This is a genomic window from Kutzneria sp. CA-103260, from assembly GCF_018263855.1.
GTDB lineage: Bacteria > Actinomycetota > Actinomycetes > Mycobacteriales > Pseudonocardiaceae > Kutzneria.
On record NZ_CP073318.1, the window covers coordinates 500628 to 518388 of the forward strand.

At 70.9% G+C, this 17761-nt stretch carries 19 protein-coding genes; 11 read left to right on the forward strand and 8 right to left on the reverse strand.

Annotated elements, in window-relative coordinates; all coding sequences use genetic code 11:
• Window positions 1-127: 127 nt before the first annotated feature.
• Window positions 128-1552: an MDR family MFS transporter gene (locus tag JJ691_RS02245; protein ID WP_211767124.1), complete on the forward strand. Its 1425-nt coding sequence runs from the start codon at window positions 128-130 to the stop codon at window positions 1550-1552.
• Between the two features lie 34 nt (window positions 1553-1586).
• Here the strand turns inward: JJ691_RS02245 and JJ691_RS02250 are convergent, their stop codons facing one another.
• Window positions 1587-4526: a phosphodiester glycosidase family protein gene (locus JJ691_RS02250; protein ID WP_211767125.1), complete on the reverse strand. Its 2940-nt coding sequence runs from the start codon at window positions 4524-4526 to the stop codon at window positions 1587-1589.
• Between the two features lie 166 nt (window positions 4527-4692).
• Here JJ691_RS02250 and JJ691_RS02255 point away from each other — a divergent pair, with 166 nt between their 5' ends.
• Both JJ691_RS02255 and JJ691_RS02260 read left to right on the forward strand, forming a co-directional pair.
• On the forward strand, window positions 4693-5301 hold the full coding sequence (locus tag JJ691_RS02255) for a hypothetical protein (RefSeq protein WP_211767126.1): 609 nt from the start codon (window positions 4693-4695) through the stop codon (window positions 5299-5301).
• Window positions 5302-5418: 117 nt separating this feature from the next.
• Window positions 5419-6585 (forward strand): MFS transporter, encoded by a 1167-nt coding sequence (locus tag JJ691_RS02260; protein ID WP_211767127.1) that lies wholly within the window; start codon window positions 5419-5421, stop codon window positions 6583-6585.
• Here the strand turns inward: JJ691_RS02260 and idi are convergent.
• Window positions 6575-7147: an isopentenyl-diphosphate Delta-isomerase gene (gene idi / locus JJ691_RS02265; protein WP_211767128.1), complete on the reverse strand. Its 573-nt coding sequence runs from the start codon at window positions 7145-7147 to the stop codon at window positions 6575-6577. The genes JJ691_RS02260 and idi overlap by 11 nt on opposite strands.
• Before the next feature lie 43 nt (window positions 7148-7190).
• Between idi and JJ691_RS02270 the strand changes: the two genes are divergently transcribed.
• Window positions 7191-7421 carry an RNA-binding S4 domain-containing protein gene (locus tag JJ691_RS02270; protein ID WP_211767129.1) on the forward strand — a complete coding sequence of 77 codons (231 nt, stop codon included), beginning with the start codon at window positions 7191-7193 and terminating at the stop codon, window positions 7419-7421.
• Window positions 7422-7493: 72 nt separating this feature from the next.
• Here the strand turns inward: JJ691_RS02270 and JJ691_RS02275 are convergent, their stop codons facing one another.
• On the reverse strand, window positions 7494-7640 hold the full coding sequence (locus JJ691_RS02275; RefSeq protein ID WP_211767130.1) for a hypothetical protein: 147 nt from the start codon (window positions 7638-7640) through the stop codon (window positions 7494-7496).
• A 122-nt stretch (window positions 7641-7762) separates the two neighbouring features.
• On the opposite strand from JJ691_RS02275, the gene JJ691_RS02280 reads away from it, so the two are divergent.
• From JJ691_RS02280 to JJ691_RS02295, 4 genes are read left to right on the forward strand one after another with little or no spacing between them, the layout of a single operon-like run.
• Window positions 7763-8155 carry a hypothetical protein gene (locus JJ691_RS02280; RefSeq protein ID WP_211767131.1) on the forward strand — a complete coding sequence of 131 codons (393 nt, stop codon included), beginning with the start codon at window positions 7763-7765 and terminating at the stop codon, window positions 8153-8155.
• A 34-nt stretch (window positions 8156-8189) separates the two neighbouring features.
• Window positions 8190-9392: an acetyl-CoA acetyltransferase gene (locus JJ691_RS02285; protein WP_211767132.1), complete on the forward strand. Its 1203-nt coding sequence runs from the start codon at window positions 8190-8192 to the stop codon at window positions 9390-9392.
• The gene (locus JJ691_RS02290; RefSeq protein WP_211767133.1) at window positions 9382-10884 is read left to right on the forward strand and encodes a carotenoid oxygenase family protein; all 1503 of its coding nucleotides are present in this window, start codon (window positions 9382-9384) and stop codon (window positions 10882-10884) included. Before JJ691_RS02285 ends, JJ691_RS02290 begins: the two co-directional genes overlap by 11 nt.
• Window positions 10877-11770 (forward strand): winged helix-turn-helix transcriptional regulator, encoded by an 894-nt coding sequence (locus JJ691_RS02295; RefSeq protein WP_249227632.1) that lies wholly within the window; start codon window positions 10877-10879, stop codon window positions 11768-11770. Before JJ691_RS02290 ends, JJ691_RS02295 begins: the two co-directional genes overlap by 8 nt.
• On the opposite strand, the gene JJ691_RS02300 is transcribed toward JJ691_RS02295, so the two are convergent.
• Both JJ691_RS02300 and JJ691_RS02305 read right to left on the reverse strand, forming a co-directional pair.
• Window positions 11760-12485 carry an SDR family oxidoreductase gene (locus JJ691_RS02300; protein WP_249227633.1) on the reverse strand — a complete coding sequence of 242 codons (726 nt, stop codon included), beginning with the start codon at window positions 12483-12485 and terminating at the stop codon, window positions 11760-11762. The genes JJ691_RS02295 and JJ691_RS02300 overlap by 11 nt on opposite strands.
• A gap of 73 nt (window positions 12486-12558) precedes the next feature.
• Window positions 12559-13422, reverse strand: coding sequence for an AraC family transcriptional regulator (locus JJ691_RS02305; RefSeq protein WP_211767135.1), 864 nt, complete (start codon window positions 13420-13422; stop codon window positions 12559-12561).
• Between the two features lie 74 nt (window positions 13423-13496).
• On the opposite strand from JJ691_RS02305, the gene JJ691_RS02310 reads away from it, so the two are divergent.
• Complete coding sequence (locus JJ691_RS02310; protein WP_211767136.1) at window positions 13497-14192, forward strand: alpha/beta hydrolase; 696 nt, start codon at window positions 13497-13499, stop codon at window positions 14190-14192.
• A gap of 39 nt (window positions 14193-14231) precedes the next feature.
• Here the strand turns inward: JJ691_RS02310 and JJ691_RS02315 are convergent, their stop codons facing one another.
• The gene (locus JJ691_RS02315; RefSeq protein WP_211767137.1) at window positions 14232-15266 is read right to left on the reverse strand and encodes a class I SAM-dependent methyltransferase; all 1035 of its coding nucleotides are present in this window, start codon (window positions 15264-15266) and stop codon (window positions 14232-14234) included.
• Between the two features lie 118 nt (window positions 15267-15384).
• The gene (locus JJ691_RS02320) at window positions 15385-16299 is read right to left on the reverse strand and encodes an RNA polymerase subunit sigma-70 (protein WP_249227634.1); all 915 of its coding nucleotides are present in this window, start codon (window positions 16297-16299) and stop codon (window positions 15385-15387) included.
• 86 nt (window positions 16300-16385) lie between these two features.
• Here JJ691_RS02320 and JJ691_RS02325 point away from each other — a divergent pair, with 86 nt between their 5' ends.
• Window positions 16386-16694 carry a hypothetical protein gene (locus JJ691_RS02325; protein WP_211767139.1) on the forward strand — a complete coding sequence of 103 codons (309 nt, stop codon included), beginning with the start codon at window positions 16386-16388 and terminating at the stop codon, window positions 16692-16694.
• Here JJ691_RS02325 and JJ691_RS02330 read toward each other — a convergent pair.
• Window positions 16654-17217 (reverse strand): LmrA/YxaF family transcription factor, encoded by a 564-nt coding sequence (locus tag JJ691_RS02330; RefSeq protein ID WP_211767140.1) that lies wholly within the window; start codon window positions 17215-17217, stop codon window positions 16654-16656. The genes JJ691_RS02325 and JJ691_RS02330 overlap by 41 nt on opposite strands.
• Before the next feature lie 53 nt (window positions 17218-17270).
• Between JJ691_RS02330 and JJ691_RS02335 the strand changes: the two genes are divergently transcribed.
• Window positions 17271-17690, forward strand: coding sequence for a YiiD C-terminal domain-containing protein (locus JJ691_RS02335; protein ID WP_211767141.1), 420 nt, complete (start codon window positions 17271-17273; stop codon window positions 17688-17690).
• Window positions 17691-17761: the final 71 nt, after the last annotated feature.

Consider the following 17761-nt stretch of genomic DNA (forward strand, 5'->3'; position numbering starts at 1 on the left):
GGAATATTCGGGCGTCCGATCGCGTCGATCGTGACATGATGGTGGCCTCAGACCTTTTTGCTGTGACCGCTGCCGGCGCCCGGTGCCGCCATCGACCGCGGGCGCTGCCGACGGGGGGACCCCACTGATGACACAGACCATGCCGACCACGCACGCGGTGGACAGCCGCGCACCGTCCAGATCGTGGCTGCTGATCGGCATCCTCGTGCTGTCGGCGTTCGTGATGATCCTCAACGAGACCATTCTCAGCGTCGCGCTGCGGGACCTCACGATCGACCTGCGCATCACGACGACCACGGTGCAGTGGCTGACGAGCGGCTTCCTGCTGACCATGGCGGTGGTGATCCCGACCACCGGCTTCATGCTGGAAAGGCTGACGCCGCGCCAGGTGTTCCTGGCCTCGCTGACCGCGTTCAGCCTGGGCACGCTGCTGTGCGCGGTGGCCACGGGTTTCCCGATGCTGCTGGCCGGCCGGATCGTGCAGGCCTGCGGCACGGCGGTGATGCTGCCGCTGCTGATGACCACGGTGATGCGGCTGGTGCCGGCCGAGCGCCGCGGCGCGACGATGGGCACGATCACGATCGTCATCGCGGTGGCCCCGGCCATCGGCCCGACGATCGGCGGCGCGGTGCTGGCCTCGCTGGGCTGGCGCTGGATGTTCGGCGTCGTGCTGCCGCTGTCGCTGGCGGCGCTGGTGATCGGCGCGATCCTGCTGCGCCTGGAGCACGAGACCCGGGCGGTGCCGCTGGACGTGCCGTCGGTGATCCTGTCCGCGCTGGGCTTCGGCGGCCTGCTGTTCGGGCTGTCCGGCAGCGGCGACCCGGCGAGCCAGCCGCTGCCGCCGTGGGTGTCGATCGTGATCGGCGCGGTGGCGCTGGTGCTGTTCGTGTGGCGTCAGCTGCTGTTGCAGCGCGAGGACCGGGCGCTGCTGGACCTGCGGCCGTTCGCGCACCGCAAGTTCACCGTCTCCGTGGTGCTGACCAGCGTGCTGTTCATGTGCCTGATCGGGGCGGCGTCGATCCTGCTGCCGCTGTACCTGCAGACGGTGCTGCACCAGAACACGTTCGTCACCGGCCTTGCGGTGCTGCCCGGCGGCCTGGTGCTGGGCCTGCTGGGCCGGCCGGTGGGCGCGCTGTTCGACAAGGTCGGCGCGCGGCCGCTGGTGATCCCGGGCGCGATCGCCATGGCGGTCGCGCTGTTGCTGTTCGCCACCCTGGGGCCGACCTCGCCGCTGGCCGAGGTGATCGGCATCCACGTGCTGCTGATGGCCGGACTGGGCCTGATGATGACGCCGCTGTTCACCGACGGCCTGAACGACCTGCCGGAGCAGCTGTACTCGCACGGCAGCGCGATCATGTCCTCGTTGCAGCAGGTCATGGGCGCGCTGGGCACGACCCTGTTCGTCACGGTGGCGACGGTGGCCGCGGTCAACGCCGAGGCCGGGCCGGACGCGAACGGCCTGCGGGCGGCGTTCGTCGTCGCCGGCTGCCTGGGCGTGATCGGTGTGGTCGGCTCGCTGTTCGTGCGCAAGCGCGAAGCCGTCGAGGCGTGAGTGATGCGGGGCTCGGCTGAGCCCCGCATCACGGTCACAGCTTGACGGTCTGACTGGCGTCGTTGGCGGTGATGGTCAACGACGCCGGGCCCGGGCGGCAGCGCTGATAGGCCCCGCTGCCCGGATCGAACGCCAGGACGTCACCCCAACGGCATGTGGTGTCCCCGATGTGCACGCCACGGCTGCCGCTCCACGTCACGCTCATCGGGTAGCGCAGCGGCAGTCCCTGGTCGCCAGTCGCCGTGATCTTGTCCTTGGTCACTGTGACGGAGATCCCGTCCAGCACCGGCCGGAACTGGACCTGCGAGGTCACGGTGGTCCAGCCGGTGGAGGCCGGTGGCACGTGGATCCACGGCACGCCCTCGTCGCGGTCCACCCGGACCGGGCCGTTCGCGTCGATCACTTCGGCGTTGTGCGGCAACCATTCGTCCAACATTCGCCGTTCGTTCGGATCGGTCACGCCATGGGTGATCACCACCACCCGGCCGGTCAGTTGCCCCTTCAGGGCGGCGAGTTGCCCGTAGTCGGACGTCCGCAGCGCGCCGGTGGCCGAGTTCAGCAGCACATAGCGGACGCCGTCCCGCACGAACGTCTGGTGATCCGGCCCGAACACGCTCGTCCAGTCGGGCCCCCAGTCCGGGCCGGGGGAGTAGTAGACCGGGAACCGGCCCTGCACGGCGGCGTCGACCTCGGCCTTGGCCTGCCGGGGATCCTGTGTCCCGAGGCCGTCGACCACCAGGAACTTCGGGTGGGACGCGACGACTTCGGCCAGCGCCCGGTCGGTCACGCCGGACAGCACCGCCACCCCACCGTCCGAAGTGGACTGTTCCCGGACGATCGGGTCGATGACCGGCGGATCCGGCGGCACGGTGACCGGCAGCGCCGCCCCGGCGGTGAGGTCGTCGAAGTCCAGGTGCCCGCGGTACTGGGCCCTGGTCGCCTCGATCGCCTCCACGCCGCGCACGGTTATCGGGTACCTCACCGTGGTCGGCACGGTGAAACTCGTTCGCTGCCAACCCTTCCAGGTCACGTGGTCGCCGTACACCGAGCTGTTCTGCCCGTTGGCGTCGGTGATCAGCGCGGCCAGCCACTCGCCCTGGCCGTCGCCGTTGACCGAGACGTCCAGCTGTCGAACGGTCCCGGTGGTGGGGATCGGCGTCGGCGCGCTGGCCACGGCGGTCCGGGTGTCGATCGACTGCGTGAAGTCGAAGCTCAGCCCCAGGGCGTTGCCGGTCTGGCCGGGGGTTGACGACAGCGAGCCGGAACCGCGGGCGGAGCTGAACTTCCAGCCGGTCACGTCGTCGAAACCGGTCACCGGCTGGGTGATCAGGCCGATGCTCACGCCGAACGCCGTCACCCGGTCGCCGACGTGCACGGTGACCACGCCGGTGCCCTGGGCCGCCTTCGGTGTGATGGCCAGCGTGCCGTCCGGGTTGGGGGCGATGTCGACCAGCGAGCGGTCGTAGTCCAGCTGCACGTCCACGGGATCGATGGCCGCCGAGTCGCCGATCGTGTCGTAGCCGGTGACCTGCACAACACCGGTCTGGCCGGCCAGCAGCGACACGGTGTTCGGGGTGGCGGTGATCCGGGACAGCCTGGGCAGCACCTGGATCCTGCCGGTCTGGACGACGCCCTTCGCGGTCACGGCGACGGTTCGAGAACCGGGCTCGCCGCCGGTGACCAGGCCGTTGCGGTCGGCCCCGAGCCATCTTGGTGTGCCGAGCTCGGCCGGGCCGTACTCCTCGTCGTAGCCGGTCGCCTTGAGCTGCCGGTGCAAGCCCGTGAAGACCTTGTCGCCGGTCTCCAGGTCGATGCCGGTGAGCCGGCCGCTGCCGGCCGCGGCGAACAGGCCGATGCCGTTGCCCACTTGGCGTTCCACGCCGTCCGACGGCACGTTGCGCTGCCAGACGGTCGGCGTGCCGGGATCGCGGCTGACCAGGCTGCTGGAGCCGCCGCCGTCGATCACAACCGCGTTGTAGGCGCCGCGCTGCCGCATGATGACGGCCAGTTGCTGCTCGGTCACGCCCCGGCTGGCGGTGGTCCGCCCGTCGATGACCACCAACTGCATCTTCTTGCCGTCCTGGGAGAAACCGACCGCCGTCTCCGGGTTGAGCGCCGTGTCGTCCAGGGTCTGCAACTGGCCGTCGCGCACCAGGACATCCCGGACGCCCAGCAGCGCCTGCCACGTGTCGGCCGGCTCGGTCCGCGGCTTGTACGTCACCGACACCGGGTCGCCGATGCGAGTCGCGGCAAGCAGATCCGCGTCGGTTCCGGTGCCGGCGAGCACAAATCCGTTGTCCGGAATCGATCCGGCCCCGGAACCGGTGGCGTGCGCGGTGACAATGCCGTTCACCACGGTCAGTTCGTGAACCTTGGTCACGTTGTAGAACGCCCGGGAGGCGGCGCCCCACGCGGGCGTGAACACCACGAGACCGTTCGGTGGCGCCTGTTCCTGGTTCAGGCCGTCCAGCGGGAACGAACCGGCCGGCAGGGTGACCGAGCCGTCCAGGAAAGCGTTGACGATCTTGCCCAGCTTGGCCGTGTCCACGCCGACCGACGGCCGCCACGGCTGCGGATCCGTCCACGGGCCCTTGATGATCTGTCCGTTCGACACCTCGATGCCGCGGGGCGCGCCGGTGTTGTTGATGTCGAAGAAGTCGCCGTTCACACCGGCGAAGGCGTGCTGGCGGGTGGCCATCGCGGTGACTGTCTGAACCTGGCCGACCACCGGCGGCGTCAGCAGGCCGACGGTCAGCCGTGGATCACTCAGATCCGCGGTCAGCACGTTGCCACGCAGCCAGCCGTTGGGGTCGACGCGGCTGAAAGTGGACAGGGTGGTGCCGGGGCCGATCGGCTTCGAGGCGCCGTCGACCTGGACGGGTGGGGGAGGTGTGTCCGCGGTGGCGGAGGGTGGAGTCGTCAGCGTGGCGACGACCAGTAGTGCGGTGAGTGCGGACAGCGGGGTCAGCCTCATGGGGTTGATAATTTGCCCACAGGGTAGTCTTCATGCAAGTTGCTCACCGTTTCGGACCAGCGTGGCATCACGCTCCGCGAACGGCGGCTAGAATCGGGTCCGGGCCGGGCGGTGCCATTTGTCCAGCCCGCACTAGTTTTCACGAGCTTGTAAGGATGGCTGTCGTATGCCCCCGACTCCCGCCTCCGTTGTCGAGCAGTGGCAGAGCCTGCCGAGGACGGTGTTGCAGGACAAGGTCCGCCAGGTGGTCAAGCGCCGGGACGCGGATGCCAAGCAGATCTGGGCCCACGTGCGCGCCGATTCGGTGCTCGCCGCCCAGGTCCGCGGCGCGCTGTCCGCGCTGCGGGCCGAGGTTCGGGGCACCCGCGACGAGGTCATGTGGACGATGTGGATCGACCAGGCCCGGGCGGTGCTCGACGCTTCCCCGGAGAAGTCGGCTCCGCAGAAGGTGACAGCGGAAAAGCTGGCGGTCGAGAAGAAGGCGGCCGCCGAGAAGCCGGTAGCGGATCAGGCGTCGGAGCAGAAGCCGGCCGCGGAGAAGGCCTCGGCGCCGAAGGCGTCCCCAGCGAAGACGGCTCCGGAGAAGCCGGCCGCCGCGGCGACGGAAACGCCCGCGGCCGAGAAGAAGCCCGCGCCGGTGCAGCCCGCCTTCACCGCCAAGAAGTCGGACTCCGAGCCCGAGCCGGCCCAGCAGCTCACCTACACGCCGCCGGCCGACAAGCCCCGCACCGCCCCCGCCGTCGCCCCGGTGATGTTCCAGGCCCCCGGCCACTGACCAAGATCAAGGCGCGTTTCCTGACGTTGAACGTCAGGAAAGGTCCTTTCCTGACACCGGGCCGTCACCCGGCCGGCCGATCGTGGTGGCGGCGGGCGGACCACTAGCCTCGGCCGAATGGGTCATCGGTGGCAGCTGGGGCTGGTGGCCCTCGTGCAGGTCCTGGTGCTGGCGCTGTGGTTCTCCGCCTCGGCGGTGGCCCCGGCGCTGCGGGCGGAGTTCGCGCTGTCCGGGGCGCAGGCCGGTTGGCTGACGGCGACCGTGCAGGTCGGCTTCGCGCTGGGGGCGGTCGGCTCGGCGCTGGCCAACCTGGCCGACCGGATTCCACCGAACGTGTTGATCACCCTCAGCGCCCTGGTCGGCGTGGCGGCGACGGCGGCCCTGGCGCTGCTGGCCCACGACGCCTGGACGGTGCTGGCTCTGCGGCTGCTCACCGGCGTCAGCATGGCCGGCGTCTACCCGCCGGGCATGAAGATCGTCGTGTCCTGGTTCCCGAACGCCCGCGGCTCGGCCCTCGGGCTGCTGGTCGGGGCGCTGGCGGTCGGCTCGGCCGCCCCACAGCTGATCAACGGCCTGAGCACGCTGCCGTGGCGCGGCGTCCTGCTCACCGCGTCGGTGCTGGCCCTGGTCGGCGCGGCGGTGTCGCTGCTGCTGGTCCGATCGGGGCCGGCGATGAGACCCGCTCGCGTTCCCGATCCCCGTTACGTGGCGCGGATGTTCCGCGACCCCCGGCAGCGGCTGGTCAATCTCGGCTACTTCGGCCACATGTGGGAGCTGTACGCCCTGTGGTCGTGGCTGCCGGCCTATCTCGCGGCCAGCAACGCGGTGCACGGCCGCCTGGGCATCGGTGTGGCCGCGTTTGTCGTCGCCGGCCTCTACGGCCTGGTCGGCTGCCTGGTCGCCGGCCTCTGGGCCGACCGCCGCGGCCGCGCCCACGTGGCCATGATCGCCATGCTGCTCAGCGCCGGCTGCGGCCTCGCCTCGGTGCTGGTGTTCGACAACCCCGTGCTGTTCCTGGTGGTGCTGGCCGCCTGGGGCGCGACCGCCGTCGCCGACTCGGCCCAGTTCTCGGCGGCGTTGACCGAGGTCGCCGACCAGGAGTACATCGGCACCGCCCTGACCGCGCAGACCGCCATCGGCTTCCTGGTCAGCGTGCTCACCATCCAGGCCCTGCCGGCGGTCGCCGACCTGGTCGGCTGGCGGCTGGCCGTGCCGCTGCTGGCCGTCGGACCGCTGCTCGGGGCCGCGGCCATGGCCCGGCTGCGAACCCCGGTCAGAGCGTAGCGGCCGGCGGCAGCTGCGCCGGGTCCCCGACCGGCCAGTCGGCCGGGCGTTCGCCCAGCTCACGCAGCTGTTCCAGCTGGAGCCGGCACCACGTGGACAGCCGCGGGTCCTCGATCATGCCCAGCAGCTCCGGCCAGCTCACCCAGCGGGCGTCCTCGACCTCGGCCGGGTCCCGGGCCACCTCGCCGTAGGCCCGCGCCCGGAACACCGGGCACATCTCGTTCTCGACGATGCCGTCCTGCTCGGCGACGTACCGGAACCGCGGCAGGATCAGCTCCACCTGCGCCACGTCCAGGCCCAGCTCGTCCTTGACCCGGCGGCGCACCGCGTCGGCCATCGACTCGCCCTCGGCCGGATGGCCGCAGCAGCTGTTGGTCCACACGCCCGGGAAGGTGGCCTTCGACAGGGCCCGCCGAGTCAGCAGGACCTGGCCCTCGTCGTCGACCAGGTAGGAGGAAAACGCCAGGTGCAGCGGGGTCTCGGCGTGGTGGACCGTCGCCTTGGCGGTGGTGCCGACGTTGTAACCGTCCTCGTCCAGGAGGACCACATGCTCCTGTGCCACGTCCCGAGCCTAGCCCGGCCGCCCGGTGCGAGATCATGTCGGTATGAGCACGTCACCCATCCGGACCGTGGAGATCAGCGACGACACCATCCGGCTCGGCCAGTTCCTCAAGCTCGCCGACCTCGCCGAGGACGGCACGCACGCCCGTGAGCTGCTGGAAGACGGAGAGGTGACGGTGAACGGCCGCGCCGAGAACCGGCGCGGCCGTCAGCTGGTCGACGGCGACGTGGTCGCCGTGGACGGGCAGCGAGCGCGGCTCGCCGCCCGGTCCTGACCGCGCCGGACCTGCTCGGAAGGGGGCTTTCCTGGCGTTGAACGCCAGGAAAGCCCCCTTCCGAGCAATTTTCTACTCGTCGTCCTCGCCCGGACGGGCGTGGTCGGCCTTGCCGGGCGTGGGGTCCCGGTCCATGTCGATCAGCGGATGCCGCTCGGCCCCCTCGGCCGCGGCATGCCGCCCACTCTGCTGCGGGTCGTACTCCCCATGCTTTGTCACCCGTACAGCCTACGGATGTCTCCTCCGCGTGTGTCAGGAACCCGTCAAAGTCCAGGTCGACCGCATAGTGACGGTGTCAACGGGCGGCGCGGACCGGGCCGCGGTGGACTGCACTGGAGGCTATGGACAAGCACCTGCTGGCCGGCGGGTTCGGTTTCCCGCTCGGCTTCGTCGCCGCGATCGCGGTCGCGCTGGGATCGGCCGCGGTCGGCGCGTTCGCCCATCCCGTCGTGGTGCTGGTCGCGCTGGCGGTGGTCACCTTCGCCGTGTCGCTGGCCACGACGCTGCCGGCCGCCCTGGGCACGGCCTTCGTCTGCTGGGGCGTCTACACCGGCTTCGTCCTCGACAGTCTCGGCCAGCTCCAGCTCAACGGCCGTTCCGCGCTGGCGGCTGTGGTGCTGGGCCTGGCCGCCCTGGTCGCGGTCGGCGGGATGGCGGTGCGCCAGCATTTCCGCGAGTCCCGCTCCCGGGCCGCCGTGATCCCGGTCCGGCTCGCGCCACCGATTCGGGGGTAACCCCGGTCACTCTGTTAGTTGTAGCATCGCCGGCATGGTGTGGGTCCTCGGCGGCTACCAGACCGACTTCGCGCTGAACTGGCCGCGAGCCGGCCTTGAGGTGTCCGACCTGGTCGCGGAGGTGGTCCGGGAGACCCTGGTGGACGCCCGGGTCGACCCGAGCCGGATCGGTGTGATCCACCTCGGCAACGCCTTCGGTCAGCTGTTCACCGGCCAGGGGCAGCTCGGCGGCATGCCGGCGACCATGGACGAGCGGCTGTGGGGCGTGCCGGCCACCCGGCACGAGGCCGCCTGCGCCTCCGGCGGCGTGGCCGTCCTGGCCGCGATGGCCGACCTGGAGTCCGGTCGCTACGACAGCGCGCTGGTGCTGGGCGTCGAGCTGGAGAAGACCGTGCCCGGCGATCTGAGCGCCCAGTACCTCGGGGCCGCGGCGTGGGTCGGGCACGAGGGCCAGCAGGCCAAGTACATGTGGCCGCACATGTTCAGCCTGCTCACCGAGGAGTACGACCGCCGCTACGGCATCGACGACGCCCACCTCAACGCCATCGCCGCGCTGAACTTCCGCAACGCCCGGGCCAACCCCAGGGCGCAGACCCGGGCCTGGGAGTTCGGGCCGGCCAGCTTCACCGACGACGACACGGCCAATCCACGCGTCGAAGGCCGCGTTCGTCGCCAGCAGTGCAGCCAGGTCACCGACGGCGGCGCCGGCGTGGTGCTGGTCTCCGACCGCCACCCGCGCGCCGGCACGCCGGGCACGGCCCGGATCGAGGGCTGGGGGCACCGGACCGTGGGCCTGCCGTTGCAGGCCAAGCTCGACCGCAGCCGGGACGAGCCGTATGTGCTGCCGCATGTCCGGCAGGCGATTCTCGACGCCTATGGCCGGGCCGGCATCGAATCGGTGGACGGAATCGAGACGCACGACTGCTTTGCCATGTCCGAATACCTGGCGATCGATCATTTCGGCCTGACCGGGCCGGGGGAGAGCTGGAAGGCCGTCGAGAACGGCGAGCTGGAGCGGGGCGGGCGGTTTCCGGTCAACGCGAGCGGCGGCCTGATCGGCGGCGGGCACCCGGTCGGCGCGACCGGCGTGCGGATGCTGCTCGACGCCACCCGCCAGGTGACCGGGCGGGCCGGCGCGTGCCAGATCGAGGGCGCCCGGCGGGTCGGCACGCTCAACATCGGCGGCAGCACGACGACAACCGTGACTTTTGTGGTGGGGAGCCAGGATGGACGTTGAGATCGTCGGACGGGTGCTGTCGACGCTGCCGGCGGAGGACGACCACCCGTACCGGATCGGACCGTGGCGGCCGCAGCACACCGAGTGGCGGGCCGACGACCTGGAGGTCGTGGGCGAGCTGCCGGCGGATCTGGACGGTGTGTACCTGCGCAACACCGAGAACCCGGTGCATCCGGCGATCGAGCGCTACCACCCGTTCGACGGCGACGCCATGATCCACATGGTCGGCTTCCGGGACGGGAAGGCCTTCTACCGCAACAGCTTCGTCCGCACCGACGGCTTCCTGGCCGAGGCCGAGGCCGGCGGTCCGCTGTGGGCCGGCATCGCCGAGCGGGCCGGTCAGTCCACACGGGACGGTTGGGGCGCCCGGGGTCGGATGAAGGACTCGTCCAGCACCGACATCGTGGTGCACAACGGCGTCGCCCTGAGCAGCTTCTACCAATGTGGAGACCTGTACCGGATCGACCCGCTGACGCTGGAGACCCTGGGCAAGTCCCCGTGGACGCCCGACTGCGGCGTCTCCGCCCACACCAAGGTCGACGACCACACCGGCGAGCTGCTGTTCTTCAACTACAGCACCGAGGCCCCGTATCTGCACTACGGCGTCGTGGATGCCAACGACTCCCTGGTGCACTACGTCGATGTGCCGCTGCCGGGTCCGCGCCTGCCGCACGACATGGCGTTCACCGAGAACTACGCCATCTTCAACGACTGCCCCATGTTCTGGGATGCCGACCTGATGGCCAAAGGCGTGCACGTGCCCCGCTTCCACCGGGACATGCCCTTGCGGCTCGGCGTGCTGCCTCGCCGGGGCGGCAGCGACGAGGTGCTCTGGTTCGAGGCCGATCCCACGTATGTGCTGCACTGGGTCAACGCGTACGAGGAGGGCGACGAGATCGTGCTCGACGGCTTCTTCCAGCACGACCCCATGCCCGCCGACAACGGCCAACCCGGCTCCGTGCAGTATCAACGCTCGACCCTGCAAGCAGGTCTTCGGGGAATCTTCCGGTTCCTGGCGTTGGACCGCCTCCAGACCCGCCTGCACCGCTGGCGGCTCAACCTGGCCACCGGGCAGTGCAAGGAGGAGCAGCTCACCGACTCCATCACCGAGTTCGGCATGATCAACCCCAGCCTCGGCGGCCGGCCATACCGGTACACCTACGCCGCCACCGGCAAACCCGGCTGGTTCCTGTTCGACGGTCTCGTCAAGCACGATCTCGTCAGCGGCACCGAGCAGCGCTATTCCTTCGGCGACAACGTCTACGGCAGCGAAACCGCCGTCGCACCCCGAGTCGGGTCGACGGGCGAGGACGACGGCTATCTCGTCACCCTGACCACGGACATGGCCAACGACCGCTCCGAGTGCCTGGTCTTCGACGCCCAGCGGGTGTCCGACGGTCCCGTCGCCCGGATCCGCCTGCCCGAACGGATTTCCAGCGGCACCCACTCGACGTGGGCACCCGGCTCATCCCTGCCGGGCTGGCGTGCTTGAGGTCACCGAGCTGCCCGCCGGGCAGCGCAACGCCATCGGGGTGACCCTGGGGCTGCTCGGCGACGAGTGGTCCCTGCTCATCCTGCGTGAGGCGCTGCTCGGGGCCGACCGGTTCGTGGACTGGCGGGCCCGGCTGCCCATCTCCAACGCCGTGCTCACCGCCCGCCTCAACCGCCTCACCGAGGCCGGCCTTTTCCTGCGCGGCAACGGCTATCGGCTCACCGAGCGCGGCGCCGACGTCTGGTCCATCCTGCTCAGCATCTGGGCCTGGGAGGACCGCTGGGTGGCCAGCCACGTCGAACGCCTTCCCGGTCGCGTGCATCGCCCGTGCGGCAAGCCCTTCGACCCGGTGCTGGTCTGCTCCGCCTGCGACACACCGGTGTTGGCCATCGACCACTCGCTGGAGGGCGGCTTCGGCCCGTCAGGCTCCTGGGAGCGCTCGGTCCCCGAAGCCACCACCCGCCGCCGCGCCGCCGATGGCGCCCCCCGGCGGCCATCGTCCGACGCCGCCTTCTTTCCGCAGACCACCGCGCTCATCGGCAATCGCTGGTCCGCCGCCCTCGTCGGCGCGGCCTTCCAGGGCGTGCACCGGTTCAGCGACTTCCAACGGTGCCTCAACACCTCGCCCACCATGGTCGCCGACCGGATCCGCACCCTGCACGCCCTGGGCGTGCTCGCCGACGACTACCGGCTCACCGCCAAGGGCCTGGCCTTCTTCCCGGTCGTGATGTGCCTCGTTGGCTGGGCGCAGCGGTGGTACCGAGCCGCCGAGGGACCGGCGCTGGTCCACCGGCACCTGCCCTGCGGCACCGACTTCGTCGCGGCGCTGGACTGCTCCTCGTGCGGGGATCGCCTGGTGCGCAAGGACGTCGTTCCTACCAGCTGACCGGGCCGTCCTCGTCGAAGAAGCCGCCGGTCGGACCGTCCGAGGCCAGCACGGCCAGCTCGACGGTGATCTTCGCGCCCTGGGCTGGCGTGCGCACGCCCCGGTGCCCGTTCAGGTCGGTCGCCACATAGCCCGGCGTGCAGGCGTTGACCTTGATCTGGGTGTCGGCCAGCTCCCGGGCGTAGTGCACGGTGATCGCGTTCAGGGCCGACTTCGAGCTGGCGTAGGCCATCGACAGCCCCAGCGCGGTGTCGGCCGCGGCCTGCTGCGAGATCGAGCCCAGCCGGCTCGACACGTTCACGATGCGCGCCGCGTCGGACTTGCGCAGCAGTGGCAGCATCGCGTTGGTCATCGCCACCACGCCGAAGACGTTGGTCTCGTACACCCGGCGCATGTCGTCCAGCACCGTCATGCTCGGCAGCGTCTCCAGCTCGTTGGCGATGGCCGCGTTGTTCACCAGCACGTCCAGGCAGCCGAAATCGGCCGCCACCCGGTCCGCCGCCGCGTCGACCGACGCCTCCTCCGTCACGTCCAGCTGCAGGAACCGCACGTCCAGGCCGTCGTCAGCCAGCTCCGCCACCGTCTGCGCCCCGCGGTGCAGGTCCCGGGCCGACGCCAGCACCGTGAATCCCAGCTGCCCCAGACCACGGGCGATCTCCCGACCGATTCCCTTGTTGGCGCCCGTCACCAGCGCCAGTCGCCCGTTCCTCGTCATGGATTCCATCCCATCACCTGGAGTGCGCTCCAGCGCAAGCCCGTTTACGCGCCGGGCTGTTCGCCTGGCGTCGTCATCTGACGGTGCGACGCCAGGTGCGTGGGGGTTCGCCGTAGGCGCGGGCGAAGGCGCGGCTGAAGGCGGCTTCGGAGGTGTAGCCGACGCGGGCGGCGATGCGGCCGGCGGGCTCCGTGGTGGAGGCGAGCAGGTGGGCGGCGCGGTCGAGGCGTTGGCGCTGGACGTAGGCGCCGGGGGACTGGCCGAGCAGGGCGGTGAAGCGGGTGGCGAAGGCGGAGCGGGACAAGGCGGCCAGGGCGGCGAGGTCGTCGACGGACCAGTCGCGGGTGGGGTCGCGGTGGATGGCGGACAGCACCGGACCGACGATGGGGTCCATGGCGGCGGTGAGCCAGCCCGGGCTGGCCTGCAGACCGGAGGAGGCCCAGACCCGCAGGGAGCGGATGAACAGCAGGTCGAGCAGCCGGGAGAGCATGACCCGGGAGCCGGGGCCGGGGGCGCTGACCTCGGAGATCATCAGCTCCAGGCCCAGCGCGGCCCACGAGCCGTTGGGGGAGCCGGCCCGGATGACGACGGCGGCCGGCAGCACGGTGAGCAAGGGGTCGGCGACGAGATGGTCGACGAGGAAGGTGCCGGTGACCCAGCCGGCGTCGTCGGCCCGGACGACGTGCTCCTCGCCGCGGGCGAGCAGGGCCATGTCGCCGGGGCCGAGGTCGATCGGGTCGGTGGCGGAGGCGGTGGGGAAGTCGAGGTGGACGGCGCCCCGCTCGACGACGTGCAGCATGCGGGTGCCGGCGGGGTGGCGGTCCCGGCGCGGGTGGTCGGTGGCGGAGCGGACGATCCCGTCGCCCTGCAGATGGACGGTCTGGAGTAGGTCCGACAGGGCGTCGTCCGGGGGAACGGCAAAGTTATCTGGGTTCACGGGCATTCTTCTTGTCCAATCCTCCTCGTAGCCTGAACGAGTCCACCCGATTCGAGCCGAGGAGGCAACCGGACATGGCCACCAACAAACCGACTGTGGTGTTGGTGCACGGCTTCTGGGGCGGTGCGGCCCACTGGGCGAAGGTGATCCCGGAGCTGCGCCGGCGGGGATACGACTCGCTGCACGCGGTGGAGAACCCGCTGACGTCGCTGGCCGACGACGCGGCCCGCACCCAGCAGATGATCAAGCAGGTGGACGGGCCGGTGCTGCTGGTGGGGCACTCGTACGGCGGGGCGGTGATCACCGAGGCGGGCGACCTGCCGAACGTGGTGGGCCTGGTCTACGTGGCGGCCTTCGCGCCGGACAAGGGTGAGAGCCTGGCCTCGATCGGCGAGGTCGTGCCGGCCCCGGGCGGGGCGAGCATCGCGCCGGACTCGGACGGCTACCTGTGGATCAAGCAGGACGAGTTCCAGCAGGCCTTCTGCCAGGACCTGCCGGACGACGAGGCACTGGTCATGGCGGTGACCCAGAAGGCCCCGCTGGGCGCGGCCTACGTCTCCCCGGCCGGGGAGCCGGCCTGGCGCAACAAGCCGGCGTGGTACCAGGTGTCCACAGAGGACCGGATGATCCACCCGGACAACGAGCGCCGGATGGCGGCGCGGATGAACCCGCGCAAGGTGATCGAGCTGAACGCCGGCCACGCGTCGCTGGCCTCGCAGCCGCTGCCGATCGTGGACCTGATCGACGACGCGGTCCGCGACCTGGGCTGACCGTCCGGCGAGCCGCCCGCGCCGGGCGGCTCGCCGCTTTCAGTTGGACAGCAGGTAGAACTGCCACTTGTCGGCCTCGACCGGCAGCACCTCGACCGTGCGGAAACCGGCCTCCAGGGCATACTCGCGCAGGGTGGCCGGCCGCATGACGGTGCCGGTGGCGGCGGAATCGGGCACGCCCATGGCGTCGGGCAGGCAGGAGATGACGCTCCAGCCGTAGAGGTACTGCTCCCGCGGGGAGGCGGGAGTGGTGGGCTCGGGGTCGGTGCGTTCGTCGACGACGAGCACGAAACCACCGTCGGCCAAGGACTTCCGGGCGGCGCCGAGCACCGCCACCGGGTACGACATGTCGTGCAGGGCCTCGATGATCGTGACCAGGTCGTACGAGCCTTCGAGGCCGGTGGCGGCGTCGGTGGCGGAGTAGCGGACCCGATCGTCCACACCGGACTCGACGGCGCTGGCGGTGGCGGCGGCGATGGCCCGGGCGTCGAGATCGAGGCCGTGCACGGTGATCTCGGGATAGGCCAGGGCCATCGCGATGCTGGACCAGCCCAGCCCGCAGGCGACGTCGGCGACCCGGGCCGGGCCGGACAGTCGCTTGTGGACGGATGGGATCGCCGGCAGCCACTCCTGACCCAGCAGGTTCAGGAAAGCGGCGCGGTTGGACGGCGAGCGGCCCTCGGGCTCCCAGGTCGTGGGGGACGGCGCGCCGCCGGTCCGGAAGGCGTCGACGACGTCGCCGAGCCGCCGCGAGGCCCGCACCAGCTCGATGCTCATCGTGGTGCCGAAAAGCAGACTCGACGGGTCGGCCAGCACCGGCACGTGGCCGGCGGGCAGTAGATACCGGTCGGGCTCGACGACCTCGACCAGGCCGGCGGCGGCCTGGTGGGCCAGCCACTCGCGGGCGTACCGCTCGGCGGTTCCGGTCCGCTCGGCCAGCTCGTCGGACGTCAGCGCGCCGTCGGCGGCCAGTGTCCGGTAGTAGCCGAGGCGTTCCCCGAGATAGATCGTGTACAGCTCCAGCGCGCCGACGGCGTTCTGGAAGATCCTGGCGGACAGCTCGGTCGGCTCCATGCCGTCCACCCTGGCCAGGACAGCGCCTTCACCGCAACCGTGAACACGATTACCCCCCGATGCCGAGGCTGGCCTTGTTGGAATGCCCGCTGCGGCCGTGATCCAACACCCTGAAGCTTCAGTGCGGATCGAAGGCAAATGTCTTGAACAGCGCCGGGTCGTGGAATGCGACGATCCGGGTGATCGTGGAGTCGGCCAGCTCCAGCACGGTGATGCCGTGCACGTGCCCGTCCAGGTAGGTGCCGAACGCGGGGCTGCCGTTGGCGCGGGTGGGGTGCAGTCGCCAGGAGCCGGAGTGAATCACCCGTCCGAGGAATGTGCCGACGGCGTGGCGGCCGGCGAACCAGGTGCGGTGGGGCGGCATCTCCAGGGTGACGTCCTCGGCCAGCAGGCGGGTGAGCAGCGCGGCGTCGGCGTTCTCGAAGGCGGCGGCGAACTGGTCGAGCGTGGCCCGCTGCGTGGCGGATGCGGGCTCGGTCGTGTCGTCCTCGGCCGGCGAGACGGAGGCGAGCTGGGTGCGGGCCCGTTGCAGCAGGCTGTTCACGGCGGCCACGGAGACGTCGAGCAGGTCGGCGACTTCGGCCGCCGGCCAGGCGAGGACGTCACGCAGGATCAGCACGGCCCGTTGCCGTGCGGACAGGTGCTGCATGGCGGCCACGAGCGCGAGCCGGACGCTGCCCCGGGACGCGACGACAGCGGCCGGATCGGTGATCAGGGCGTCCGGGATCGGTTGCAGCCACGGCACTTCCGGGCCGCGCACCAAGGCCGTGTCGGGATCGAAGGTGTCGCCGCCGAGACCGGACGGCAGCGGTCGCCGGGTGCGGCGTTCGAGGGCGGTCAGGCAGACGTTGGTGGCGATCCGGTAGAGCCAGGTCCGCAGCGACGCCCGCCCCGGGTCGAAGTCCTCGCGGGCCCGCCACGCCCGCAGCATCGTCTCCTGAACCAGGTCCTCGGCGTCCACCACCGAACCGGTCATCCGGTAGCAGTGGGCGAGCAGTTCACGGCGATGGGCATTCAGGTCCACGACGTACATACTCGCCGCCGCCCCCGAAATCATCGCGATGAGTTCTTCCCCGCTGCCGGGTAGGTACTGGCGAACACCACCATCGGGAGGAACCAGTGAGCAAGTCAGTGATGGTCCGCTACCGCACCCGGCCGGAGGCCGCCGAGGAGAACCAGCGCCTGGTCGAGGCGGTGTTCCAGGAGCTCAACGCCGACGACCCGGGCGGCCTGCGCTACGCGACGTTCCGGCTGGCCGACGGCGTCACCTTCGTGCACGTCGCGACGTTCGACGGCGAGGACAACCCGCTGCAGCGGTCGGCCGCGTTCAAGGAGTTCCAGCAGGACGTCGAAGCCCGCATCGACGGCGGGGCCGAGCGCTCCGACGTCACGCTGGTCGGGTCGTACGGGCTGCAAGCAGGAAGCTGAGCTCCGCCTCCACGTCGTCGAGCGGCGCGACGGACCGCTGCGCGCGGGCCAGCAGGATCGCGCCCTCGACGGCGGTGAGGATCACGGTGGCCAGGCGGTTCGGCTCGGGGACGCCGGACAGCTTGGCCACCAGTGCCTCACGCCAGCCGGCGACGGCCGTGACGATGGCCGCGCGGACCGGGTCCGAGCCGTCGACCGCGGCTGCGAAGACCGTGCAGCCGGCGAGGAAGTCCGTGTCCTGCAACGACTTTCGCCAGTAGCCGCAGACCCTGGGGATCAGTTCCCCGGGGTCTGCCTTGCGTAGCGCTTCCTCAGTGTGCCGGCCGGCCCAGGCGACCGCCTCGGCGATCAGCTGGTCCTTGCCGCCGGGGAAGTGGTGCTGCACCGATCCTCGCGGCGCGTCCGCGTGCGCCACGACCTGGCGGATGCCCGCCGCGTGCACTCCGTGCATACGCACCAGATCCGCCGCCCCGGCGACCATCCGGTCGCGGGTGCCCAGTTCACGTTCCGTTCGCTTGACCATGACGAGTGTCATAGTACACGGTTATGACACTTGGCATAGTCGAGGGAGGGGTCGTGACGATCGAAGAGCTCAGCGCCCGGGTCCCGTTCCACGCCAACCTGGACATCCGTGTCCTGCGGGCGGCTCGGGGCGACGGTCGGGCCCTGCTGCCCGCGCACCAGCATGTGCTCAACCACGCGTCGACCGTGCACGCCGGCGCGCTGTTCGCCCTGGCCGACGTCGCCGCCGGGGCGGCCGTGCTGCCCCTGGTGTGGGACCGGGTCGACGAGTTGGACTTCGTCGCCCGTGGCGCGGAGGTCCGCTACCTGAAGCCCGCCCGCGGCCCGATCACCGCGTCGGCGACGTGCGGGGAGGAGGTTGGGGAACTGGAGACGAGAGGCAAGGTCGACGTGCCGGTGGCGGTGGCGTTGACCGACGAGGCTGGCACGCAGGTCGCCGCCATGACCGTGCACTGGCACCTACGGCGGCGCTAAACCCGCGGACAACAGCCCCCACCCGACCCTAGGGGGCCGGCCCCGCTGCCAGTCTACCTGGGGCGATGCGC